Genomic DNA, 24,838 nt, shown 5'->3' with positions numbered 1-24,838 from the left:
ACACCGCATGACGACACCATCTATCGATAACGACACGCTAGCCGCTTATCTTCAGCACATGGAAACGCTGCTGGCGCTGCAACTCAGTCAGGAAAGGCGTCAGGAGCTATTAGTGCAGTTCAGCCGCATTCACGCCATGGCACAGCCGCTGATGGATTTTCCTCTTGATGAGCATCAGGAAATTGCCGGGGTTTATACGCTAGGAGCTTGTACGCTATGAGCTTACACGCCAGAAGCGCGTCCTCATCATTATCTATCCGTCAGATTCAGCAAGGTTTACAAGCCGGCACGTTCTCCGCCAGAGAGCTTGCACAGCAATCGCTGGGTGCCATTGAGCAGGCTAACCCCACCATTAATGCCTACACCCATGTCACCGGCGAACGTATGCTGGCAGAGGCCGAGCGTATTGACACCTGCCGCCAACGCGGGGAAACCTTGCCCGCGCTAGCAGGCGTGCCTTACGCCGTCAAAAACCTGTTTGACGTCAGCGGCGAAACCACGCTGGCAGGTGCCGAACTTTTCAGCCAGCGACCGCCCGCGGCACAGGACGCCTTTGCCATCCGCCAGCTTGCTGGTCAGGGCGCACTGCTGTCCGGCATGTTGAATATGGATGCCTATGCCTACGGCTTTACCACCGAAAACAGCCATTACGGCCCCACGCACAACCCGCTCGACACACAGCGCATCGCAGGTGGATCGTCTGGCGGATCGGCCGCCGCCGTCGCAGCAGGCTTGGTTAACTTCTCGCTCGGCAGCGACACCAATGGTTCGATCCGCGTGCCGTCGTCGCTCTGCGGCATTTTCGGGCTAAAGCCGACGTTTGGCCGTTTATCACGTCACGGCAGCCACCCGTTTGTCGCCAGCCTCGACCATATCGGCCCGCTAGCACGTAGCGCAGACGATCTGGCCTTGGTGTTCGATGCCTTACAAGGTCGGGATGAACACGATCGTTTTCAGGCCAAGCAGGAAACGCAGCATACCGCCGCACAGTTGGAAACGGGCAGTGACGGATTGCGCTACGCGGTGCTTGATGGCTATTTCTCCACGTGGGCCAGTGAGGAAGCCAGCGCCGCCGTTCGTCAGATCGCACAGGCGCTGGGCGCGCAGAACAGCCTGACATTAACCGATGCTGCACTGGCACGTAGTGCCGCCTTTATTCTGTCGGCCAGCGAAGGGGGAAATCAGTATCTGCCAGCCTTACGCACGCAGCCTGAGCACTTCGAGCCCCTGTCGCGCGAGCGACTGCTGGCAGGCGCAATGATCCCCGCCGCCTGGTATGTGCAGGCTCAGCGCTTCCGTAATTATTTCCGTCAACAGACGCTGGCGCTGTTTGAACACACCGACCTGCTGATCGCCCCGGCGACGCCCTGTTCCGCCACGCTCATTGGGCAGGAAACCATGCGCATTAATGATACCGACCTGCCCGTCCGCGCCAGTATGGGCATGCTGACACAGCCGATCTCTTTCGTCGGGCTGCCCGTCGTGACGGTACCGGTAGCGACCGCGAGTGGCCTGCCAATCGGAGTGCAGATTATTGCCGCACCGTGGCGCGAGGATCTTTGCCTGCGGACGGCGTGGGCGCTTGAGCAGCAGGGCATCACTTATACAGTAGAGGAAAGAAAATATGTTGCCTGAGGATATTAACCAGCCGGATGTGCTGGCCGACGTGACCGCTGCGTTCTATCGCTATGAGCAAGCCTTAACGGGTAATGACGTTGCGGTGCTGGATGAACTGTTCTGGCACGATGAAAAAACGGTGCGCTATGGTGCGGGAGAAAATCTGTACGGGATCGAGGAGATTCGCGCCTTTCGCCTCGCTCGTCCTTCTGCTGGTCTGGACAGAACCCTGCGTAATACGGTCATCACCACTTATGGTCATGATATGGCCGTCGCCAGCACGGAGTTTACCCGCGCAGGCAGTACGAAGATCGGCCGCCAAATGCAAACCTGGGTAAAAATGCCCGAAGGCTGGCGCGTTGTCGCCGCCCACGTCAGCCTGATGAGCGAATAGTAAAGGGGGACTTTCCCCCTCTTGCCCTGTCTATCGACCCCACATCCTCAAGGCTGGCGGTGATACACCGCTTCAATATTGTAACCATCGGGGTCGTGCACGAATGCAGCGTAGTAATCCTGATGATAATGCGGTCGCAGCTCTGGCGGCCCGTTATCTATGCCTCCTGCCGCAGTAGCGGCGGCAAAGAAAGCCTCAACATGCTCTCGCGAGGCGGCGCTGAACGCAAAATGCACCGCCGGACACGACTCGCCCTTCGACTGATAAATCCAGAACTCGCCGCCGGGATCGCTGGACTGCCCATATCCTTCCATCACTGCAAAGCTGACAGCGAATGACATGTCCTTAATCAGGCGATAACCCAACGGCTTGAGCGCCGCTTCATAGAATTGTCGGCTACGGATAATATCCCTCACCGGAATGCTCAGGTGATCTAACACTATGGCCCCCTTTCGATAATCGCTGTGGGTGATATCCAGCCACTATAACCACATCATCACCATGGATAATATGATCGAGATCGGCAAAAGAGAAACACGCGATGGTTAACGAAACATCCCATCGAATCAGCGCTACCACCCTGCTTTTATTCCTCCTAAATATGACAGATATATTATTCAGAACACTCTCATTTATTGGTGGGAATTAACGCAATCATTTTACCCGCTATATCTTTGCTATACTGTATAAAATACCGACAGATATCATAAGTAAAAAATGTACTTACGTCGGTCTATTTGAGTGTCTATAACCCGAAAAATGTGATTTATTTATCATATTATTCGATTAGTGAAATTCACTATAAATCGCGGTTTATCCACCATCAGAAAAGGTTATATCCCCCGCGAATCCAACGCGTAGAAATCAACAGATAACACACTGTTATAAAAAGAATTACCTTTCCATTCAAAAATCATAAAGATCACGTAAATCATGAAGATAAGACAGTAATAATAACGTTACTGTTATCGTGAATATTCGCCTTCCGGGAAACGCCCTTGAGGCAATCAAGGGTTGTCTCAGAATCTGATTATGGTAGGGTAGATTATGTTTAATCATTATCAGGGCTACGTTATAGAATTATAAACGACATAGGAAAACAATAATTTCATGGCAATTAAACTTGAAGTAAAGAATCTTTATAAGATATTTGGCGAGCATCCTGACAGAGCATTTAAACTGATTGATAAAGGCCTGAGCAAAGATCAGGTATTTGAAAAAACAGGGCTTACTGTCGGCGTGAAAGATGCCAGTCTGGCCATTGAAGAAGGCGAGATATTTGTCATCATGGGATTATCCGGTTCCGGCAAATCAACCATGGTACGCCTTCTCAATCGTCTGATCGAACCCACTCGGGGTCAGGTGCTGATCGACGGTGAGGATATCTCCAAGATATCCGATACCGCGCTGCGTGACGTACGCCGCAAGAAGATCAGTATGGTGTTTCAATCCTTTGCGCTGATGCCGCATCTGAACATCCTCAACAATACCGCGTTTGGTATGGAACTGGCTGGCGTGCCGAAAGCGGAGCGTGAGCAAAAAGCGCTGGATGCCTTGCAGCAGGTTGGTCTTGAAGCCTACGCCTCGTCTTACCCGGATGAGCTGTCTGGCGGAATGCGGCAGCGTGTCGGTCTGGCGCGTGCGTTAGCGAATGACCCCGATATCCTGCTGATGGATGAGGCGTTCTCCGCACTCGATCCCCTGATTCGTACTGAAATGCAGGATGAGTTAGTCAAACTCCAGTCTCGTCATCAACGCACCATCGTCTTTATCTCGCACGATCTGGATGAAGCGATGCGCATCGGCGACCGCATTGCGATTATGCACGGCGGTGAAGTCATTCAGGTCGGTACGCCCGATGAAATCCTGAATAACCCAGCCAATGACTATGTGCGCACCTTTTTCCGCGGCGTCGATATCAGCCACGTGTTTAGCGCCAAAGATATCGCTCGCCGTCGCCCGGTCACCTTAATCCGTAAAACGCCAGGCGTGGGTCCACGTTCCGCGCTGAAAATCCTTCAGGACGAAGACCGTGATTACGGCTACGTACTGGAAGGCGGCAAACGCTTCATTGGCGTCGTCTCGATTGATTCACTGAAGCAGGCGCTGAAAGAACAGCAGCCGCTGGAACAGGCGTTACTGCCCGAACCTGCTCCCGTGCCCGCAGATATGTCACTCAACGAGCTGATTTCTCAGGTCGCACAGGCTCCCTGTGCCGTTCCTGTCGTCGGCGAAAACCATGAGTACATTGGCATCATTTCCAAAGGAATGTTGCTACAGGCACTGGATAAGGAAGGAGTGACCAATGAGTAAATCAACATCAAATCCGTGGGACAACACCACGGCACAACATCAGCCGGCCGATCAAAACGCAGCCCCTGAACAGGCTAACGGCGCACAGCAAAACGATCCGTGGGCAACCAGCACGCAGAGCGCGCCCGCCGATCAGGCACCCGCACAGCATGGTGCGACGCCTGACCACGCAGCGCAAAGCGATCCCTGGTCTACTGGCGCGCCTGCTCAGGATGCACCCGCTAACGGCAGCGATGCCTGGAGCACCGCACCAGCTCCCGATGGTTCAGCCGATGCTGCCCATCAGGCGGCACAATCCGGCAGTGACTGGTTAAACAGCGCCGCCCCAGCGACACCCGAGCATTTCAACCTGCTCGATCCGTTTAAAGACACGCTGATTCCGCTGGACAGTTGGGTCACCCACGGGATCGATTGGGTTGTGCTGCACTTCAGACCGGTCTTTCAGGGCGTTCGCGTCCCGGTCGACTTCATTCTGAGCGGCTTCCAGCAGTTTCTATTGGGTATGCCTGCGCCGATTGCCATTCTGGTGTTCTCGCTGCTTGCCTGGCAGATGTCCAGCTTAGGCATGGGTGTCGCCACCCTGCTGTCGCTGATCGCCATCGGTGCGATTGGTGCCTGGTCTCAGGCCATGATCACGCTAGCACTGGTGCTGACCGCGCTGTTCTTCTGCGTGCTCATCGGGCTCCCCATGGGGATTTGGCTGGCGCGTAGCGAACGGGCCGCGAAGTTTATCCGACCGCTGTTAGATGCCATGCAGACGACGCCCGCGTTCGTCTATCTGGTGCCTATCGTCATGCTGTTCGGTATCGGTAACGTGCCGGGCGTCGTAGTGACGATAATCTTTGCCCTGCCGCCGATTATTCGCTTAACGATTCTGGGTATTCGTCAGGTGCCGGCCGACTTGATCGAAGCCGCTGAGTCATTCGGGGCCAGTCCGCGCCAGATGCTGTTTAAGGTTCAGCTCCCGCTGGCCATGCCGACCATCATGGCCGGTGTTAACCAGACGCTGATGCTGGCGCTGTCGATGGTGGTTATCGCCTCGATGATCGCCGTAGGCGGTTTGGGCCAGATGGTACTGCGCGGTATCGGCCGTCTGGATATGGGTCTGGCTGCCGTCGGCGGCGTCGGGATCGTTATTCTGGCGATTATTCTTGACCGCCTGACGCAGTCTCTGGGACGCGATCGCCGCAGCAAGGGCAACAAAAGTTGGTACACCAGCGGCCCGATTGGCCTGTTGACCCGTCCTTTCATCAAGCAATAACGCACGATAAAAACAGAGGGAATCATGATGCGTAACACCAAACTTTGGGCCGCCGCCCTGACTACCGCCCTGTTGAGTACGCAGGTTTACGCCGCAGACACCGCGCAACCTGGTAAAGGTATCACCGTTATTCCGGTGCAAAGCACCATCTCTGAAGAAACGTTCCAGACGCTGCTGGTCAGCCGCGCGTTGGAAAAGCTGGGCTATGACGTGCAGCCTCCGCGTGAAGTGGACTACAACGTGGCCTACACCTCAATTGCCTCCGGCGATGCGACGTTTATCGCCGTGAACTGGGATCCGCTGCACGCCGATCAGTACAAAGCCGCTGGCGGGGACGCAAAATTCTACCGTCAGGGTGAATATGTCTCCGGTGCTGCACAGGGTTATCTGATCGATAAGAAAACGGCTGAGAAATACAAAATCACCAATATTGCTCAGCTAAAAGATCCGAAAATCGCCAAGCTGTTTGATACCAATGGCGACGGCAAAGCCGATCTGACGGGCTGTACGCCGGGCTGGGGATGTGAAGCAGCCATCAACCACCACCTTCCTGCCTATGGCTTAACCAACACGGTAGAACATAATCAGGGTAACTATGCGGCGATGATTGCCGATACCATCACCCGTTATAAAGAAGGCAAGCCGATTCTGTACTACACCTGGACGCCGTACTGGGTAAGTGATGTGCTGGTGCCGGGACGTGACGTCGTCTGGTTGCAGGTACCTTTCTCTTCCCAACCGGGTGAAATGAAGGATGTCAGCACTAAGCTACCAAACGGTGCTGACTATGGCTTCCCAGTCAACACGATGAAGATTGCCGCGAATAAAGCATGGGCCGAGAAAAACCCGGCTGCGGCGAAACTGTTCGCTATCATGAAGCTACCGATTGCTGATGTGAATGCGCAGAACCTGCGTATGCACGAAGGCCAAGGTTCACAGAAAGATATCGAACGTCATGTTGATGGCTGGATCAAAGCCCACCAGCAGCTGTTTGATGGCTGGGTGAAAACCGCCGCCGACGCAGCGAAATAATCACCGGTAGATGAGCGCCCCTTTCACAGAAAGGGGCGTTTTTCATTGATGGGCGATAATTATGGCAGGTTAACGATTTCGACCCAGTTCGCGCCTTTTCCAGTCGGATATTGTCCGACTCGCACTAAATCCCCATTATCCTGATTGATGCGATACACCGACAGCGATGTCGATTTTTCGCCGCTGGCGATCAGGAATTTCCCACTTGGATCAATCTGAATGCCGCGCGGCTGTGTTTCCGTCGGATAGCGCGTGATGTATTGCAGCTGTCCGGTTTTCGGTTCTACCCGCAGCAGCGCAATCGTGCTTTTGGTGCGTTCCGATACGTACAGGAATTTTCCATTTGGCGTCAGACGTAAATCGGCGCTCCATACCTGTGGGCGACTGTCGGTGCTATTTTTATCCGGCGTAACGGTTCCCGCTCGCATCCCCGCATCGGCCGGCACGGTGTCTGTGTAATCCAACAGCGTGAGCTGCCCTGTATTTTCATTCAACGCCAGACGCGCGACTTTGCCAGACAGCTCATTGCTCACGTAAAGCGTTTTATTATCGGGTGATAACACCAGATGGCGCGGCCCGTTTCCTTTAGGCAGCTTAATTTCTGCCGGTTCATTTGGCGTCAGCGTGCCGGTTTTCGCATCAAACCGGAACTGTACGATTTGGTCGCTGCCTAGATTGCTGGCAAAAACGAACTTATTTTTGCGATCGGCAATAATACTGTGTGCCTTCTCGCCCGTTGGCACCACGGTGACGACACTCGCGTTCACCTTGCCGTCTTTATCAATGCCATTAACCGCCACTTTATTACCGCCGTACGAGGCGCTGAACAGCCACTTTCCCGTACGGTCCGTCGAGATGTAGGCCATGCTGTCCGGCAGTTCCGCTTTGCCTAATGGGCTCAGCGCACCGCTTTTAGGGTCGATTTTATAGCTAACCGCCGAGTAAGGAATGCCGCGCGTCGCAGCATAGAGGAAGGATTTATCTGGGCTAACGGCCATCGGCATCACTTTCGCGCCTGCGGCTGCTTTCCCAATAGCGGTTAATTCACCGCTTTGCGTATTGAGTGTGTAGGCATCAATTACGCCGTCAGTGGCAGCAGAGACGTAGACGGCCGTTACCGCCTGCGCGCCCATCGACCACAGCGCTGCTGCGGGCAGAAGTGCACATCCCATTAACACTGCAACGCTTTTTTTCTTAAATGTCTGATAATGCTTAAGCATAATGTCCCCTGTCGATAATGTTATGACGCCGGCGATAAGCTAAATCAATATCATTAAAAACAAAACAAACTTAAGAAGCGTAAAGATATTCTGGTATCTCATTAGGCTCTGCCGGATACTATACCCTCTGCTTTTAACATCATATTAACGTTCACACTATGTCTCTTCAGCAACAATCTGTATCACCCCAGCCGCAACCGGGGCTTAGCCTGTCTTTGACCCTGATTATGTCTGTCGCGACCGGTCTTGCCGTCGCCAGTAACTATTATGCCCAGCCGCTGCTGGAGACTATTGCCAGAGTCTTTGCACTTTCCGTCAATCAGGCTGGGTTTATTGTCACCGCTGCACAGCTGGGTTATGCCGTCGGTCTGCTGTTTTTGGTGCCGCTAGGGGATATGTTTGAACGCCGGACGCTGATTGTCGGCATGACGTTACTCGCCGCAGGCGGGATGCTGATCACCGCCTCTGCGCCCACACTCTGGATCATGATTGCGGGTACGGCGTTAACCGGGCTGTTCTCCGTTGTCGCGCAGTTGCTGGTGCCTCTCGCCGCCACGCTCGCGACGCCGGAAACGCGCGGTAAAGTCGTTGGCACGATTATGAGTGGCCTACTGCTGGGGATTCTGCTGGCGCGTACCGTCGCGGGTGCACTGGCTTCACTCGGTGACTGGCGCACCGTGTACTGGGTTGCCAGCACGCTGATGGTCATCATGGCGCTAATTCTGTGGCGGGCATTGCCGCGCATTCCTCAGCAAAACACGCTGAACTATCCGCAGTTGCTCGTCTCAATCTTCCGCCTGTTCTCCACCACCCCGCTGCTGCGCACGCGGGCCATCCTGGGCTGCCTGTCCTTTGCTAACTTCAGCATTCTGTGGACGTCAATGGCCTTCCTGTTGGCCTCACCACCCTACAGCTATTCCGAAGGCGTTATCGGCCTATTCGGGCTGGTTGGTGCAGCCGGAGCCTTAGCGGCATCACGCGCCGGGCGTTTAGTCGATCAGGGCAAGGCTAAGCCGACCACCAGCGTCGGGATCATCCTGCTTTTGCTGTCGTGGGGCTTTATCGCGCTCGGTATTCATTCCGTAGCCGCGCTACTCATTGGCATCATCGTGCTGGATCTGGCGGTTCAGGGCGTACACGTGACCAACCAGAGCGTGATCTACCGTATGATGCCCGAAGCACGTAATCGCCTGACATCAGGTTATATGACCAGCTATTTTATCGGCGGCGCACTGGGATCGATCCTTTCAGCTTCGGCTTACCAGCAGTGGGGCTGGCTGGGCGTCTGTGCCGCGGGCGGCATCATCAGCCTGTTGAATTTGTTGGTGTGGTGGCGAAGCCATCATCACGAAACGCAGGAAGCGATGGCGGCGCTGTAAACCTTCGTATTTGCAACACGCTCGCTTGAGACTGTCTTATTTTTAGACAGTTTCTCGCGAGAAAATTACGCCCGATACCATTGCAGCAAAAACCATCACGCCTGTTACGCAATAACGTGAAATTCCGGTGACGCTTTGCTAGTGTTACCGGTTAATTTCCTTTAAGAACACAACATATCAAGCCAGTGAAGACATTAACCTCATCTGCACCGACAAAATCTGCGTCTTTTAGCGAAGGCGTATTTGACAGTCTGCCGATTGTTATCGGCTACATGCCCGTAGCATTCGCGTTTGGCATGAACGCCGTCAAGCTAGGTTTTACCCCGCTGGAAGGCATTTTCCTTTCTTGCATCATTTACGCTGGGGCCAGCCAGTTCGTCATCACCGCCCTGCTCAGCGCAGGCATGTCCATCTGGGTGGCAGCGTTGACCGTCATGGCGATGGATGTCCGCCATGTGCTGTATGGACCCGCGTTACGGCATCGTATTGCGCAGCGGTTGCCGACCCGAAAAACCGCGCTCTGGGCGTTCGGTCTGACGGACGAAGTCTTTGCCGCAGCCGCCACCCGACTGGCGAAAGATAACCGCCGCTGGTCAGAAGAGTGGATGATGGGCGTGTCGCTGCTCGCCTGGCTCTCATGGGTGCTCGGCACGGTGATCGGCGCCGTGTTCGGTAACGGCCCGCTGAATGATTACCCCGCCGTCGAAGCGGCACTGTCTTTCATGCTGCCCGCACTTTTCCTAAGCTTTTTACTCGCGTCCTTCAGGCGGAAACAGAGTCTGGTCGTCGCCTGTGCGCTCGGCGGCGCGCTGCTTGGTCTGCTGCTTTCCTCCATCCCAGCCGCCATACTGTTCGGCATTCTCAGCGGCTGCCTGGCTTCGCTGATTAATCCTGCCACGCCACAGGTGAACGCATGAGTACAGAAGTCATTCTTATCGGGCTGATTGTCGGGCTGGTAAACTACCTCTTCCGCTATCTGCCGCTACGGCTGAGCGCCTCACGCGCTTCCGGCTCGCTGCAACGCGGTAAAAAAGCGCTGTTGCTTGATAGTATCGGCATTGCTTCCATTTGTGCGCTGCTGATTGTTTCCAGCGTGCCGGATATTCTCGCGCATCGTGAAAAGCTGCTGCCAACGCTGGTAGGATTTATTACGCTGACCGCCTGTTTTTATAAAACCCGCAGTATCGTCTTATCCACGTTACTGGGCGCGCTCTGCTACGGCATTGCCTTTAAACTGCTTTGAATCCGCGGCGCGAATTATCAACTAACATTTTGATTTAAATAAAATAAGTGGTGAATAATCTTCATTTTCAGAGATTCTCCGCTTACTTTCTGTCACAGAAATAAGCACAATTTCCCACCTTAATGCCGTTTACCCAGTTAGTAACATTAGTTACTATGCACTCCGTGATTAATGAGGTTTATATAAAAAATGGACAGTTCATTCACTCCTATAGAACAAATGCTCGACCTGCGTGCTTCGCGTAAGCCCGACTTCCCGCGTCAGGAAGTGCTATTGCTGCGTTTATTCATGCACGTACAGGGCAAAATCCTGGAACACAGAAACCGAATTCTGAAAGAACAGGGCATCAATGAAACCCTCTTCATGGCATTGCTGACGCTGGAATCTCAAGAGTCTTATAGCATTCAGCCCTCTGAACTCAGTGCCGCACTGGGATCGTCACGTACCAATGCGACGCGCATTGCCGACGATTTGGAGAAGAGAGGCTGGATTGAACGACGCGAGAGCAGTAGCGACAGACGCTGCCTGCATCTGCATCTGACAGAAGAAGGCAAAGCATTTCTTGGCCAATTACTTCCACCGCAGCACCACAGCCTTCATGTGCTTTGCTCTGCGCTTGAATCCGGTGAACAAAAACAGCTCGAAAGCCTGATGAGAAAGATGCTGGTCCGACTGGATGAGATGGACGAGTCAGTCAACGAATAACAGAAAAAACAACAACAAAAAACAATAGTCAGCACCTTTCCACCCGGAATGACCCGATGCTTATGTATCGGGCGGAGGCGTTTTGCTGCAAAAAAATAGGCATAACCTCTCAGCAACCGCGATATGCGGCTTAGCAAAACGGCAATCTCACGCTCCGGGCGGGCAACCTTAAGCCCCCCGGGCCGCACAGCAAAATGAATTCATTGCGACTATCGCCAGGCTGCTCTGTCTGGTGCGATAGCCGATACAAAGAAAATAAAAAGAGAGAGAAGAGCATGAGTGAAAGTGTGGAAAATCAGGTGCCGCAAACGCCACAGAAAAACAAAAAACAGCAGCGCAAACGCGTGTTATCGCTGCTGACGTTTATTTTCGTCGTGCTGGGCTGTGCCTGGCTGGTTTACTGGTTCCTGGTGCTCAGACACCACCAAAGCACTGACGACGCCTACGTCGCAGGCAATCAGATTCAGATCATGGCGCAGGTCAGCGGCAGCGTCACCCATGTTAACGTCGACAATACCGATTTTGTTAAGCAGGGGCAGGTTCTGGTGGAGTTAGATCCGACCGATGCCCAGCAGGCGTTTGAACGTGCGAAAACCGGGCTGGCCAACAGCGTCCGCCAGACGCACCAGTTGATCATCAACAGCAAGCAGTATCAGGCCAATATCGAGCTGCGCCAAACCGAGCTGAACAAGGCACAAAGTGACTTGAGCCGCCGGGAAGCACTCGGCAGCGCCAATGCTATCGGGCGTGAAGAAGTGCAGCATGCTCGCGATGCCGTTGCGACCGCCAAAGCCGCACTGGAAGTCGCCAGACAGCAATATCAGGCAAATCAGGCCATGATTCTGGATACGCCGCTTGAGAAGCAACCCGCCATACAGCAAGCCTCCGTAGAAATGCGCGATGCCTGGCTGGCGCTACAACGCACCAAGATCGTCAGCCCGATTGACGGCTATGTCTCACGCCGCAGCGTGCAGATTGGGGCGCGAATCTCTTCGACATCAGCGCTGATGGCCGTCGTCCCCGCCAATCACCTGTGGGTCGATGCGAACTTCAAAGAGACGCAGTTAGCCAATATGCGTATCGGCCAACCGGCTACCGTGATCGCGGATATCTACGGTGACGACGTCGTGTATCAGGGGAAAGTGGTCGGCCTCGATATGGGAACCGGCAGCGCGTTCTCTCTGCTACCCGCTCAGAACGCCACCGGCAACTGGATCAAGGTCGTGCAGCGCCTGCCCGTGCGTATTGAGATCGATCCGAAGCAGGTCGCCGAACATCCGCTGCGCATCGGTCTGTCCGCGCTGGTTAATGTCGATACCGCCAATACCGAAGGCAGTGCGCTGGCAGAAACCTCACGCACTACGCCAGCCTACCAAAGTGATGCTCTGACGTTGGATCTCACGCCTGTTAATCAGGAAATCAGCGCCATTATTCAGGCGAACGCCGGTTAATCGGGCAGGAGAGAAACGTGCAGAGAGAACCGCTTAAAGGCGCGAGTCTGGCCTGGATGACCGTTGCTCTGTCGCTGGCAACGTTTATGCAGGTGCTGGACTCCACCATCGCCAACGTCGCTATTCCGACCATCGCCGGTAATCTGGGTGCGTCCAACTCACAGGGAACGTGGGTCATCACCTCGTTCGGCGTCGCCAACGCCATCTCTATTCCTATCACCGGTTGGCTAGCCAAACGGTTTGGTGAAGTCCGCCTGTTTTTATGGTCAACGGCGCTCTTCGCCCTGACGTCCTGGCTGTGCGGGATATCCACCAGCCTGGAAATGCTGATTTTCTCCCGCGTGTTGCAGGGGATTGTCGCCGGGCCGCTGATCCCGCTGTCACAGAGCCTGTTGCTCAGCAATTATCCCCCCGCAAAACGCAGTATCGCTCTGGCGCTGTGGTCGATGACCGTGGTCGTCGCGCCGATCTGTGGCCCGATTCTGGGCGGCTGGATTAGCGACAACTATCACTGGGGCTGGATATTCTTCATCAACGTGCCGTTGGGCATCGCCGTGGTGTTCATTGCCATGCAAACGCTGCGCGGACGGGAAACCAAAACCGAGATCAGGCCCATCGATACCATCGGGCTGGCGTTGTTGGTTGTCGGCATCGGCAGCCTCCAGATGATGCTCGATCGCGGCAAAGAGCTGGACTGGTTTAACTCGACGGAAATCATCACCCTGACCGTGGTGGCGGTGATTGCGATCGCGTTCCTGATTGTCTGGGAGCTAACGGACGACCACCCGGTGGTGGATTTGTCGCTGTTTAAATCGCGCAACTTCACCATTGGCTGTCTGTGTATCAGCCTTGCCTATATGTTCTACTTCGGGGCAATCGTACTCTTGCCGCAGCTGTTGCAGGAGGTGTATGGCTATACCGCCACCTGGGCGGGACTGGCGTCCGCACCAGTTGGGCTGATGCCGGTGGTGCTGTCGCCGATCATCGGTCGATTCGCACCGCGTCTGGATATGCGCAAACTGGTGACATTCAGCTTTATCATGTACGCCGTCTGCTTTTACTGGCGAGCGTACACCTTCGAACCGGGCATGGATTTCGGTGCATCGGCCTGGCCGCAGTTCGTTCAGGGATTTGCCGTCGCCTGCTTCTTCATGCCGCTGACGACCATCACGCTGTCGGGTCTTCCGCCGGAACGTTTGGCGGCAGCATCGAGTCTGTCGAACTTTACCCGAACGCTGGCGGGATCGATCGGGACGTCGATTACCACCACGCTCTGGACACAGCGCGAATCGCTGCACCATGCGCACCTGACGGAATCTATCACGCCGTATAATCCGATCGCACAGGAAACGTACCAGCAGCTTCAGGCGATGGGGATGAGCCAAACGCAGGCTTCAGCCTACATTGCAGAGCAGATTACCGCACAGGGCCTGATTATTTCCGCCAACGAAATCTTCTGGGCAGCGGCAGCCGTATTTTTGGTCCTGCTGGTGCTGGTCTGGTTCGCTAAACCGCCGTTTACCACTGGCGGTGGAGGCGGTGGCGCGCACTAATTCACTGTCCGCTTTCTTTCCCCTTCTGCCAGCAACTGGCCGAAGGGGAATGCTCTTTTACCCTTCCCACCGTCCCCTGATGACTCGAATACATCCCCCCTTCTTATAGCGCTGTAGCGAATAAGGATTTACAGATTCGGGATAAACATATTTTCACATTCCGATTACAATGCGCCTCTTTTATTCAGGGATTACGTGGTTCTTCTATGTCACAGGTTTTACATTTCATTTTGGCAACGGCAGCCATTTTTTTGCTGGCACTGCTCGTCAGTCACGACAGAAAACGCATCCGACTGCGCTTTATTGTGCAACTGCTGGTGATTGAAATTTTGCTGGCCTATTTCCTTTTACATTCCAGCATTGGGCTTAACGCGATTAGCGCCTTTGCCGGCTTGTTTGAAAAGCTCTTATCTTTTGCCAATCAAGGCACCGACTTTGTGTTTGGTGGGATGAACGCGCAGGGACTTTCCTTTATCTTCCTCAACGTGCTCTGCCCTATCGTCTTTATTTCTGCGCTGATCGGCATTTTGCAGCACTGGCGAATTTTACCGCTGATTATCAAAGGCATCGGTACTTTGCTGTCCAAGGTCAACGGGATGGGGAGACTGGAGTCGTTTAACGCCGTGAGTACGTTGCTGCTCGGGCAGTCAGAGAATTTTATCGTCTATAAAGGCATCATTGCCGACATGTCGCCACGGCGGATGTACACCATGGCCGCGACGGCGATGTCGACTGTGTCCATGTCGATTATCAGCGCCTACATGACCATGCTGGACGCCAAATACGTCGTTGCGGCACTGATTCTGAATATGTTCAGCACCTTTATCATTCTGTCGATCATCAACCCTTATCAGCCTGACGACGAACCCGAACTGAAGCTGGAAAAGCTGCATGAAGACCAAAGCTTCTTTGAAATGCTGGGGGAATACATTCTTGCCGGCTTTAAAGTGGCGATGATTATCATGGCGATGCTGATCGGCTTCGTGGCCTTGATTGCCGCCGTGAATGCGTTGTTCAGCACCGTCTTCGGCATTAGCTTCCAGGCAATTATGGGCTATGTTTTTTCACCGCTGGCCTGGCTGATCGGCATTCCGTCTTCCGATATCCTGAACGCGGGCAGCATCATGGCGACCAAGCTGGTGGCGAATGAATTCGTTGCCATGATCGAACTGAAGAAGATCGCGGCAGAGATGTCGCCACGCGGCTTGGGCATTTTGTCCGTATTCCTGATTTCCTTCGCTAACTTCGCGTCAATCGGCATTATCGCGGGTGCCATCAAAGGGCTGAATGAAGCACAGGGCAACGTGGTATCACGCTTCGGCCTGAAGCTGGTTTATGGTTCTACGCTGGTGAGTTTACTGTCTGCGGCAGTAGCGGGACTGGTGCTGTAATACGTGTGTGATGAAAATCATCAGCCCCTGAAAAGGGGCTGATGGAAAAATCAGAAGGCGACGCAGACGGGTGCATCAATCCGCATGACGGATTCCTGCGCGAAACGTGATTTGTAGATGGTACGCAGCGCTTCAATATCACGCTCCCGGTCGGGGCCGTGAATCAACATCAGCGCCTTGCTGTTCTCTCGGGCAACCACGCCATCGTTCCCTAGCCATTGTCCTTTGGCATCAAATACCGTCAGCCCTTCTTTAAAGCGTGGCGTAACGTCACCATCCAAAAATGCTTTCCACTCAGCATCTGAAATCACCGGGCCAGCAGGGCGATTCAAACCAAAATAAAGCGTGGTCTGCACCTGCTTATCGCCAATCTGACACGCATCAGCGGCTGGCGTAGCGGCAACAGACGAGTGCGGAAGCGAACTGCAACCGCTGACCAGCAATGTACCCAACAGCAACGATACCGCGATAACTTTCTGCTTCATCAATCGTCCTCTCATCCGTGGTGACACCTACCCAGAGAGCCCACGCTCCCTGAGCGTCGACGCGTGATATCAGGCCAGGTTCTGTCGCCACCATTCGGACAGCAAAATGCCCGTTGCGACAGAAATATTCAGGCTTTCCACCTTACCGGTACCGCCGATAGAGACTTTTACGTCCCCCTGTTGCCAGGCGCTATCCGACAGACCATCGCCTTCCTGACCCAGCACGATCACAGTTTTCGCTGGAAGCGTCGCTTGCGACAATGCCGTGCCTTTATGGCTGGACGTGGTCACGATGGTATAGCCTGCGTTACGGAATTCCGCCAGCACGGACAGGAAATCGTCAGCGTTGATCGCTTTAACGTGTTCCGCACCGCCTTCTGCCGTACGCACGGCTGCGCCAGATTCCAGCAGCGCCGCATCCTGCACCAGAATACCTTTCACGCCGAAATGCGCGCAGCTGCGCATAATGCCGCCGAGGTTGTGCGGGTTACCCACATCTTCAAGCGCCAGTACACAGTCTTGCTCGCCAGCCGTTTTCAGGTACTCACGCACATCCAGTCCCTGACGTTTTTTAATCAGGAAACAGACGCCGCCGTGGTGCTCGGTGCCGGAAGCCTTAATCAGCTCTTCCTCTTCCACAACGTGGTAAGCCTTGCGGTTTGCCGCCATCCAGCGCAGTGCATCACGGAAACGCGGCGTCACTTCTTGCAGGAACCAGGCACGAACGATTACCTCAGAGCGGTTTTTAAACAGCGCCTGACAGGCATTTTCACCGTAGACACGTGTTTCTTCCTGACGCTGGCGACGCAGTTGCTCAGGATCGATATGGCTCTTGCCCGTGATCCCGCCATGGTCCGGCGTTTCGCTGTCGCTTGGCGCACGAGATACGGTTTTCCACGGTGATTCATAACCACCGGAATCGTCACCACGCGGCCGACGAGGCTTATCACCGCTGCGTTCGTTACGATCTTTATTGCCCCACGGCGATTTCGCATTGCTATCGCCGTCGCGGGACGGATTTTCCCGGGCATAGCGCGGGTTAACGTCACGCGGATGCTTCGGCTTTTCGCGTTGATCGCGAGAGCCACCGCCATCACGCCGATCGCCACGGCGATCTTTGTCAGTTGGGCGCTTGTTTTTATTCTCTTTCTCGCCCTCATCATCACTGCGGACGTACATCACACGGACTTTGCCGCTTTTACTATTGAATGAATCGCTCATTGTTCTCTCCACCTACGCGCTGGGCGCGAAGATTACCTTATGTACACCCGCTTAGCCACACGCTTGTGGTAAAAGAGCGCTAACAGTCAGAAGCTATTGTAGCTATTGGGCAAACCACGTTGTTGCCATAATGTCTCCCCACCATAATTTATTCACGCTTAAGCAACATGACGTTGACTTTACAATGCCGCATTGCGCGCATTTTATCAGCGACATCTTTATTTTAGCCCTTTTATCTGAGGCCCTGTTATGAATACGGTATGTGGATCTTGCCAAACAACCAATCGCCTGCCAGAAGAGCGTGTTGATGACCATGCAAAGTGTGGTCGTTGCGGAGAAACCTTATTCAGCGGTGACGTTACCAATGCCACAGAAGCGACGCTCGATAAGCTGTTACAGGACGATCTTCCCGTCGTGATCGATTTCTGGGCGCCCTGGTGTGGCCCCTGCATCAACTTTGCTCCGGTGTTTGAAAATGTCGCGCAAGAGCGTAGCGGGAAAGTGCGCTTTATTAAGGTCAATACCGAAGCCGAACCGGCACTCAGCGCACGTTTCCGCATCCGCAGTATTCCAACCCTCATGATCTTTAAACAGGGCCAGATGGTCGACATCCTCAACGGCGCGCTGCCAAAAGCACAGTTCGAGAGCTGGCTGGACGAATCGCTGTAGGGAATTAGGGTAGGAGCGTAGGTATTATTGCCTCCTACCCTTTTGGTCAACCCGCCTGTCGATTAGAATGTCGCCTTTCTGAATCAGCTTCTCAATGATGAAAACGAAGCCGGTTCGTTGCAGAATCTCATGGCGTCATCTATTTCATGCTCAACCATCCTTTAATGGTCAATCGTCCCCTCATGGACAATGCCGTACTCCGTCTGCGCCAGCAACGTCTTGAGCAGTCAACCAAACCGTTCCGCGCCCGTGGCTGCCGCGTAGTACGCTGTCAGCAGTGTTTATTACCCGCAACCAACTGCCTGTGCCACACCATTCAGGCACAGCAATCCCGCAGCCGCGTCTGTCTGGTAATGTTTGATACCGAACCGTTAAAGCCAAGCAATACCGGACGTCTTATCGCCGATATTCTCCCTGAGACGCAGGCATTTCGCTGGTCACGCACCGAGCCCGATCCCGAGTTGCTTGCTACTTTGCAAAACCCGGACGTTCAGCCGTATCTGGTTTTCCTTGCCGATGCCGCGGAAGAAGGACGCCAGGTGTTTCACCAGCTTCCCGCAACGGAAAAGCCCGCGCTATTTGTCTTACTCGATGGTACGTGGCCGGAAGCGCGTAAAATGTTCCGCAAAAGCCCTTATCTGGACAACCTGCCGATCCTGTCACTGAATGTAGAAGCGCTTTCCCGCTATCAACTTCGTGAAGCCAGTAGCGCAGGACAGCACTGCACCGCCGAGATTGCCATCGCACTGCTCGCACAGGCGGGGGACATCGTCGCGGCCGACGCACTATCACAGCATTTTGACCGTTTCCGACGGCACTATCTGGCGGGGAAACCACATCACAGCGTGCGGGAAAATTTACCCATCGTCACAGCACAAGCGGCAGAAAGCGTTTAGTATCAAAGGGGATTGATCTAAAGGAGTGACGCATGAGCCAGCGCGGATTGGAAGCACTGTTACGCCCTAAGTCTATCGCCGTCCTCGGCGCGTCAGAAAAGCCGGGACGAGCCGGTTTTCTGATGATGAAAAACTTGCTGGACGGCCATTTCAGCGGTCCCGTGCTGCCTGTTACACCGAAATATCGTGCCGTTTGCGGCGTGCTGGCCTACCCGACGGTCGCCAGCCTGCCCATGACGCCCGATCTTGCCGTGATTTGCACCAATGCCAGCCGTAATCTCACGCTGTTAGAAGATCTAGGACAGAAAGGCTGCAAAACGGTCATCATCCTCTCCGCACCGCCAACTCAGTTCAGCGAATTAAAGACCTGCGCCGTGCGCTACCACATGCGCCTGCTTGGCCCCAACAGCCTCGGGCTACTCGCGCCCTGGCAAGGCCTGAATGCCAGTTTCTCCCCAGTTCCGATTATGAAAGGCAAACTGGCGTTTATCTCGCAGTCGGCCGCCGTGTCCAACACGATACTGGACTGGGCGCAGCAGCGCGGTATTGGCTTTTCCTATTTCATCGCTCTGGGCGACAGTCTGGATATTGATGTCGACGACCTGTTAGATTTTCTGGCACGCGATGGCAAAACCAGTGCGATTCTGCTGCATCTGGAACACATCAGCGATGCGCGCCGCTTTCTTTCCGCCTCCCGTAGCGCATCCCGAAATAAACCGATACTGGTGATAAAAAGCGGGCGTAGCCAGCAGGCACAGCAGTTACTGAATGACCAGCGCCACGGTCTGGATGCCGCCTATGACGCGGCAATTCAACGCGCAGGCTTACTGCGGGTACGGGATACGCATGAGCTTTTTTCCGCGGTGGAAACCTTAAGCCACCTGCGGCCGCTGCGTGGTGAACGCTTGATGCTGGTGAGCAATGGCGCATCGCCGGCCGCACAGGCGCTAGATCAGCTCCTCAGCCGACAAGGCAAGCTGGCACAGCTCTGCGAGGCGACCCAACAAGCACTACAGGAAGCGTTGCCGCCAACCGTCACGATTGGCAATCCACTCGATCTGCGTGATGACGCGACTGCGGCCCGCTATCAGGCAGCGGTTTCGGTATTACTGGACAGCGATGAAGTCGATGCACTATTAATCATTCACGCCCCTAGCGCTGCTGCCCCCAGCACCGATAGCGCTGCGCAATTGATTACGCTCTTCCAACAGCATCCGCGTGGGAAAAGAATTACCCTGCTGACCAACTGGTGCGGTGAATTCTCCTCGCAGGAAGCACGGCGCTTGTTTAACGACGCAGGCATTCCGACCTATCGCACGCCGGAAGGCGCGGTTACGGCATTTATGCATATCGTCGAATATCGGCGTAATCAGAAACAGCTGAAGGAAACTCCGGCGCTGCCGCTGAATTTAGGCATCAACGCCAGTCAGGCACATGCGCTGATTCATCAGGCGCTGTCAGACGGCGTGACGCAGCTTGATACGCATGAAGTTCAGCCGATCCTGCAAGCCTACGGTTTGGATACCTTACCCACTTGGATCGCGGGCGACAGCGCCGAAGCCGTCCATATCGCCGAACAAATTGGCTACCCGGTTGCGATTAAGCTGAGATCGCCCGATATTCCGCATAAATCGGAAGTTCAGGGCGTCATGCTCTACCTGAGAACCGCCAGAGAAGTCCAGCAGGCGGCAGATGCCATTCTTGACCGAGTGAAACGCACCTACCCACAGGCACGCATTTACGGCCTGTTAGTGCAGAGCATGGCAAATCGCGCCGGTGCGCAGGAGCTTAGGATTGCCGTCGAGCAGGATCCCGTTTTCGGCCCGCTGATTATGCTGGGGGAAGGCGGCGTTGAGTGGCGAGAAAAACAGGCTGCCGTCGCACTGCCGCCGCTGAATATGACGCTGGCTCGCTATTTGGTGCTGCAAGCGGTGAAAGGTGGCAAGATTCGGGAATACAGCGCGCTGCGTCCGCTGGACATTCCCGCGCTCAGCCGCTTGCTGGTTCAGGTATCGAACCTGATTCTCGACTGTCCTGAAATTTCCCGGCTAGATATTCATCCTCTGCTGGCATCTGGGGACACCTTTACGCTGCTGGATGTCACGCTACATCTGACGCCGTTCAGTGGCGATCCGCAGTCAAGGCTGGCAATCCGCCCTTATCCACACGAGCTGGAAGAAACGGTTACCCTCAAAAATGGTGATAGCTGTCTGTTCCGGCCAATTTTGCCGGAAGATGAACCGCTGCTCAGTTCGTTCATTGCAAGAGTGACGAAAGAAGACCTGTATTACCGTTATTTCAGCGAAATTAATGAATTTACTCACGAAGACTTAGCCAATATGACACAAATTGACTACGATCGTGAGATGGCATTCGTTGCCGTGCGCCAGCTCGGTGAGGAGACTGAGATTATTGGCGTGACGCGTGCGATTTCCGATCCGGATAATACGGATGCGGAATTTGCCGTGCTGGTGCGATCCGATCTAAAAGGGCTGGGCCTTGGCAGACGTCTGTTGGAAAAGCTGATTGATTACGCCAAAGCGCATGGCCTCTCCCGCTTGACCGGCATCACCATGCCGCATAATCAAGGCATGATCCAACTATCCAAAAAGCTCGGTTTTCACATCGACGTACAATTAGAAGAGGGAATTGTGACACTGGAATTGCCGCTGAAGAATGGATAGCAAGACGTGACATGGCTCTTGCAACGGGAATTGTGATACCGATTCAATGGCAAAACAGACTCACAACAGCCGGAAAGTAATGGTATTATCGCCCATTCGGCTACTCCTTAACTTTTGATAATGACCAGAAGGTCATATACCCTAATGCAGCTCGAAGTATGGTGGGTATAAACTGATGAGAGAAGAAACGCACTGTGATGCTGTCAAATTTTAAACGCAATAAATACCAACAGCACCTTGCACAACTGCCCAGAATTCCTCAGAACGCAGATGATGTTCAGACGTTGCATTCGCCTGAGCTTTTCCGCACGACGCTGATTAACGCCATTTTGAGTGCTAAAAAACGCATCTATATCGTGGCGTTATATCTTGAGCGCGATGATGGCGGCATGGGGGTTCTATCCGCAATTTATGAAGCCAAACGGCAGTGCCCAGAGCTGGATGTCCGCGTTCTGGTAGACTGGCATCGTGCTCAGCGCGGCAGGATCGGCGCAGTGGCAGAAAATACCAATGCTGACTGGTATTGCGATATGGCGAAAAAACATCCAGACACGCATTTCCCTATCTATGGTATTCCTGTCAACACACGTGAAGCGTTGGGCGTACTGCACCTGAAAGGCTTCATTGTCGATGACACTGTCATCTACAGCGGAGCCAGCCTGAATGACGTTTATCTGCACCAACATCAGAAATACCGTTATGACCGCTATCAGCTGATTCATAATCCGGTATTGGCCGATACGATGGTGCAATATATCCAGACCATGCTGACGGCTCCGGCAGTACAGCGATTGGATCATACCGATCGTCCGAAAAGCCTGGAAATAAAAAATGATATCAAGCAGTTCCGCCAAACGTTACGTACTGCCAATTATAAGGCTCCGGAACACAGCACGGACGCGAACGAATTAACCGTCACACCACTGGTCGGGTTAGGAAAACAAAGCCCGCTGAATAAGACCATACATCACCTGATGTATTGCGCTGATGAGCATATAGTTATCTGCACTCCGTATTTCAACCTGCCAGCTCTGCTGGTGAGAAATATCATCCGGCTATTGCGAGACGGTAAAAAAGTAGAAATTATTATCGGTGATAAGACCGCTAACGACTTCTATATTCCAGAAGATCAGCCTTTCAAAATCATCGGCGCATTACCGTATCTCTATGAGATCAACCTACGCCGTTTCCTGAGTCGTCTGGAACGCTATATTGAGAATCAGCAGCTTGTTGTGCGGCTATGGAAAGACGGTGATAACAGCTTCCATCTGAAAGGCATGTGGGTAGATGACAAGTGGCAACTGTTGACGGGAAATAACCTTAACCCGCGCGCATGGCGTCTGGATCTGGAAAATGCCATCCTGATTCACGATCCTCAGAAGGTTCTATTGCAGCAACGTCTGGACGAGCTGGACACGATCAGGACGCATACTCACGTCGTACAAAGCTATACGGAACTGGAGAGCATTGCGCAATACCCGGTGAAAGTCCGCAAGTTGATACGACGTCTGCGCCGTATCCGTATCGATCGACTCATCAGTCGTATTCTCTAAGACCCGTGATCTGCTTTAAAAAAACCTCGGAAGCCGAGGTTTTTTATTGTCATTTGGGAGCCTGGCCGATGCAGCTACCAGCCAGGCGTTATGGCAGCGATCTGAAAACTAAAGCTTCATTCCTTTGCCTCTGCGATGCAGCGTCAATGACACAATAAACGCAACAGCCCCCATCACTGAGACGTACCAGAAGAAAGCCGTTTCCATACCAAACGATTTCAGCGAAAGTGCAACATACTCAGCCGACCCACCAAACAGCGCATTAGCAACCGCGTAAGATAAGCCTACCCCCAACGCCCGGACTTCAGGCGGGAACATTTCTGCTTTTAAAATGCCGCTGATAGACGTGTAGAAACTGACAATAATCAGTGAAAGCATCACCAGTGAGAAAGCAATGACAGGGCTAGTCACACTCTGCAGTACCGTCAGAATGGGCACCGTCAGCAATGCCGCAAGTCCGCCGAAACAGAGCATGGAGCTACGACGACCAATCTTATCCGACATCGCACCAAAGAACGGCTGTAGCAGCATAAAAATAAACAGTGCGAGGGTCATTAACCCGCTAGCCGTTTTCGCATCCATTCCTGCCGTATTCACCAGATACTTTTGCATGTAAGTGGTAAACGTATAAAAAGCTAAAGAACCACCGGCCGTAAAACCCAGTACGGTAATAAAGGCGCGACGATGTTTCCATAAACCCGCAAGTGAGCCAGCATCTTTATGACCACGAGTCGTTTTATCAGACGTTTCATTCAAAGAGCGACGTAAATAAAGCGCAACAATCGCCAAAATAGCGCCGAGAGCAAAAGGAATACGCCATCCCCACGCCCGTAAATCTTCATCACTCAGAATCTGCTGTAATATTACAACCACTAACAGCGCCAGCAGTTGACCGCCAATCAGCGTGACATACTGAAAAGAAGCATAGAATCCCTTCCTTCCCTCAACAGCAACTTCACTCATATACGTTGCGCTAGTGCCGTATTCTCCACCGACAGAAAGCCCCTGAAATAAACGGGCTAATAACAGTAAAAAGGGAGCCCAGGTGCCAATGGTTTCATATCCCGGTAAACATGCAATAACCAGAGATCCAAAACACATCATGCAGACTGAAATTAGCATTGAATTTTTACGACCATGCTTGTCTGCAATGTAACCGAAAAGCCAACCGCCTATCGGTCTCATTAAAAAGCCTGCTGCAAAAACCCCTGCGGTTTGTAGTAATTGAGTGGTGGTATTTCCCGAAGGGAAAAAGATATGGGCAAAATAGATTGAGCAAAAGGAATAAACATAAAAATCAAACCACTCAACCAAATTACCCGATGAAGCGCCAACTATAGCTCGGATACGCTGACGCGTATCTTTCGCATTTTCCGTTAGATCAGTCATCCTATTTTATTCTCCTGTTTTTCCGGGCATAAAACGATGCCCGCTATAGTAAAGCAGCACTTAAACCCTGAGGCAAAAAGTTCCTGATTGTAATAATTTATTAATGTAACAACGCAAGCCGTGCCTTTAATTATCATTAACTGAAACACGGATAAATAAAGCGGTAACAAACAGGACGTTATTATGAGGTGGGTTAATAAGAAGATAAGCAGAGTCTATTCAGGTAAAAGGAAGAGTTTACTATCCTGAAATAGAAATAAACAAAAGGCCATCCTGTTAAGGATGGCCTTTTGTCTTAATTGAAACCTGGCAGTTCCCTACTCTCACATGGGGAAGCCCCACACTACCATCGGCGCTACGGCGTTTCACTTCTGAGTTCGGC

General features: G+C 53.3%; 22 protein-coding genes and 1 rRNA gene. 17 read left to right on the top strand and 6 right to left on the bottom strand.

Going from position 1 to position 24,838, the window contains the following annotated elements; all coding sequences use genetic code 11:
* The first annotated feature begins 7 nt into the window (after window positions 1-7).
* Genes hpxX through hpxZ form a run of 3 tightly spaced genes read left to right on the top strand, consistent with a single transcriptional unit; the run spans window position 8 to window position 2,011 of the window.
* Window positions 8-220 carry an oxalurate catabolism protein HpxX gene (gene hpxX, locus NXT09_RS20935; protein ID WP_205554707.1) on the top strand — a complete coding sequence of 71 codons (213 nt, stop codon included), beginning with the start codon at window positions 8-10 and terminating at the stop codon, window positions 218-220.
* Entirely contained in the window at window positions 217-1,635 is a 1,419-nt protein-coding gene (locus NXT09_RS20930) for an AtzE family amidohydrolase (protein ID WP_268581055.1), read from the top strand. The genes hpxX and NXT09_RS20930 overlap by 4 nt, the downstream gene beginning before the upstream one ends.
* A complete protein-coding gene (gene hpxZ / locus NXT09_RS20925) occupies window positions 1,625-2,011 on the top strand; it encodes an oxalurate catabolism protein HpxZ (protein WP_109412993.1) in 387 nt (128 codons plus the stop codon). The genes NXT09_RS20930 and hpxZ overlap by 11 nt, the downstream gene beginning before the upstream one ends.
* A gap of 47 nt (window positions 2,012-2,058) precedes the next feature.
* On the opposite strand, the gene NXT09_RS20920 is transcribed toward hpxZ, so the two are convergent.
* A complete protein-coding gene (locus NXT09_RS20920) occupies window positions 2,059-2,451 on the bottom strand; it encodes a VOC family protein (protein ID WP_240583639.1) in 393 nt (130 codons plus the stop codon).
* 670 nt (window positions 2,452-3,121) lie between these two features.
* Between NXT09_RS20920 and proV the strand changes: the two genes are divergently transcribed.
* The 3 genes from proV to proX are packed head-to-tail and all read left to right on the top strand — an operon-like array spanning window position 3,122 to window position 6,617.
* Entirely contained in the window at window positions 3,122-4,324 is a 1,203-nt protein-coding gene (gene proV, locus NXT09_RS20915; RefSeq protein WP_205554702.1) for a glycine betaine/L-proline ABC transporter ATP-binding protein ProV, read from the top strand.
* The gene (proW, locus tag NXT09_RS20910) at window positions 4,317-5,585 is read left to right on the top strand and encodes a glycine betaine/L-proline ABC transporter permease ProW (RefSeq protein ID WP_268581054.1); all 1,269 of its coding nucleotides are present in this window, start codon (window positions 4,317-4,319) and stop codon (window positions 5,583-5,585) included. The genes proV and proW overlap by 8 nt, the downstream gene beginning before the upstream one ends.
* Before the next feature lie 27 nt (window positions 5,586-5,612).
* Entirely contained in the window at window positions 5,613-6,617 is a 1,005-nt protein-coding gene (gene proX / locus NXT09_RS20905) for a glycine betaine/L-proline ABC transporter substrate-binding protein ProX (protein ID WP_205554838.1), read from the top strand.
* Window positions 6,618-6,676: 59 nt separating this feature from the next.
* On the opposite strand, the gene NXT09_RS20900 is transcribed toward proX, so the two are convergent.
* Window positions 6,677-7,837: a lactonase family protein gene (locus NXT09_RS20900; RefSeq protein WP_268581053.1), complete on the bottom strand. Its 1,161-nt coding sequence runs from the start codon at window positions 7,835-7,837 to the stop codon at window positions 6,677-6,679.
* A gap of 158 nt (window positions 7,838-7,995) precedes the next feature.
* Between NXT09_RS20900 and NXT09_RS20895 the strand changes: the two genes are divergently transcribed.
* From NXT09_RS20895 to NXT09_RS20865, 7 genes are all read left to right on the top strand, one after another.
* The gene (locus tag NXT09_RS20895; RefSeq protein WP_205554696.1) at window positions 7,996-9,216 is read left to right on the top strand and encodes an MFS transporter; all 1,221 of its coding nucleotides are present in this window, start codon (window positions 7,996-7,998) and stop codon (window positions 9,214-9,216) included.
* Between the two features lie 185 nt (window positions 9,217-9,401).
* A complete protein-coding gene (locus NXT09_RS20890; RefSeq protein ID WP_205554694.1) occupies window positions 9,402-10,133 on the top strand; it encodes an AzlC family ABC transporter permease in 732 nt (243 codons plus the stop codon).
* Window positions 10,130-10,459 (top strand): L-valine transporter subunit YgaH, encoded by a 330-nt coding sequence (gene ygaH / locus NXT09_RS20885; protein ID WP_014916438.1) that lies wholly within the window; start codon window positions 10,130-10,132, stop codon window positions 10,457-10,459. Before NXT09_RS20890 ends, ygaH begins: the two co-directional genes overlap by 4 nt.
* A gap of 189 nt (window positions 10,460-10,648) precedes the next feature.
* Window positions 10,649-11,164, top strand: coding sequence for a transcriptional repressor MprA (gene mprA / locus NXT09_RS20880; RefSeq protein WP_240583644.1), 516 nt, complete (start codon window positions 10,649-10,651; stop codon window positions 11,162-11,164).
* A gap of 275 nt (window positions 11,165-11,439) precedes the next feature.
* A complete protein-coding gene (gene emrA, locus NXT09_RS20875; protein ID WP_010282662.1) occupies window positions 11,440-12,615 on the top strand; it encodes a multidrug efflux MFS transporter periplasmic adaptor subunit EmrA in 1,176 nt (391 codons plus the stop codon).
* Window positions 12,616-12,632: 17 nt separating this feature from the next.
* Window positions 12,633-14,168, top strand: a complete 1,536-nt coding sequence (emrB, locus tag NXT09_RS20870) for a multidrug efflux MFS transporter permease subunit EmrB (RefSeq protein ID WP_268581052.1) — start codon at window positions 12,633-12,635, stop codon at window positions 14,166-14,168.
* A 206-nt stretch (window positions 14,169-14,374) separates the two neighbouring features.
* Window positions 14,375-15,559, top strand: a complete 1,185-nt coding sequence (locus NXT09_RS20865) for a NupC/NupG family nucleoside CNT transporter (RefSeq protein ID WP_203470820.1) — start codon at window positions 14,375-14,377, stop codon at window positions 15,557-15,559.
* 50 nt (window positions 15,560-15,609) lie between these two features.
* Here the strand turns inward: NXT09_RS20865 and NXT09_RS20860 are convergent, their stop codons facing one another.
* Window positions 15,610-16,044 carry a DUF3574 domain-containing protein gene (locus NXT09_RS20860; RefSeq protein ID WP_268581051.1) on the bottom strand — a complete coding sequence of 145 codons (435 nt, stop codon included), beginning with the start codon at window positions 16,042-16,044 and terminating at the stop codon, window positions 15,610-15,612.
* A gap of 69 nt (window positions 16,045-16,113) precedes the next feature.
* Entirely contained in the window at window positions 16,114-17,265 is a 1,152-nt protein-coding gene (locus tag NXT09_RS20855) for a tRNA/rRNA methyltransferase (RefSeq protein ID WP_268581050.1), read from the bottom strand.
* Window positions 17,266-17,514: 249 nt separating this feature from the next.
* On the opposite strand from NXT09_RS20855, the gene trxC reads away from it, so the two are divergent.
* The 4 genes from trxC to pssA all read left to right on the top strand — a co-directional run bounded on the left by trxC (window position 17,515) and on the right by pssA (window position 23,067).
* A complete protein-coding gene (gene trxC, locus NXT09_RS20850; protein WP_039277103.1) occupies window positions 17,515-17,934 on the top strand; it encodes a thioredoxin TrxC in 420 nt (139 codons plus the stop codon).
* 182 nt (window positions 17,935-18,116) lie between these two features.
* Window positions 18,117-18,830: a tRNA-uridine aminocarboxypropyltransferase gene (locus NXT09_RS20845; RefSeq protein ID WP_306417557.1), complete on the top strand. Its 714-nt coding sequence runs from the start codon at window positions 18,117-18,119 to the stop codon at window positions 18,828-18,830.
* Between the two features lie 32 nt (window positions 18,831-18,862).
* The gene (locus tag NXT09_RS20840) at window positions 18,863-21,514 is read left to right on the top strand and encodes a bifunctional acetate--CoA ligase family protein/GNAT family N-acetyltransferase (protein WP_268581049.1); all 2,652 of its coding nucleotides are present in this window, start codon (window positions 18,863-18,865) and stop codon (window positions 21,512-21,514) included.
* 197 nt (window positions 21,515-21,711) lie between these two features.
* Window positions 21,712-23,067 carry a CDP-diacylglycerol--serine O-phosphatidyltransferase gene (pssA, locus tag NXT09_RS20835; RefSeq protein ID WP_268581048.1) on the top strand — a complete coding sequence of 452 codons (1,356 nt, stop codon included), beginning with the start codon at window positions 21,712-21,714 and terminating at the stop codon, window positions 23,065-23,067.
* 108 nt (window positions 23,068-23,175) lie between these two features.
* Here pssA and NXT09_RS20830 read toward each other — a convergent pair whose 3' ends face one another.
* Together NXT09_RS20830 and rrf are read right to left on the bottom strand one after the other, a co-directional pair.
* The gene (locus NXT09_RS20830; RefSeq protein ID WP_240583649.1) at window positions 23,176-24,456 is read right to left on the bottom strand and encodes an MFS transporter; all 1,281 of its coding nucleotides are present in this window, start codon (window positions 24,454-24,456) and stop codon (window positions 23,176-23,178) included.
* A 304-nt stretch (window positions 24,457-24,760) separates the two neighbouring features.
* Window positions 24,761-24,838, bottom strand: a 5S ribosomal RNA gene (rrf, locus tag NXT09_RS22655); the annotation flags it as partial.

This window comes from Pectobacterium jejuense (genome assembly GCF_026800125.1).
Taxonomy (GTDB): domain Bacteria; phylum Pseudomonadota; class Gammaproteobacteria; order Enterobacterales; family Enterobacteriaceae; genus Pectobacterium; species Pectobacterium jejuense.
This window is presented reverse-complemented; position numbering and strand designations above follow the sequence as displayed.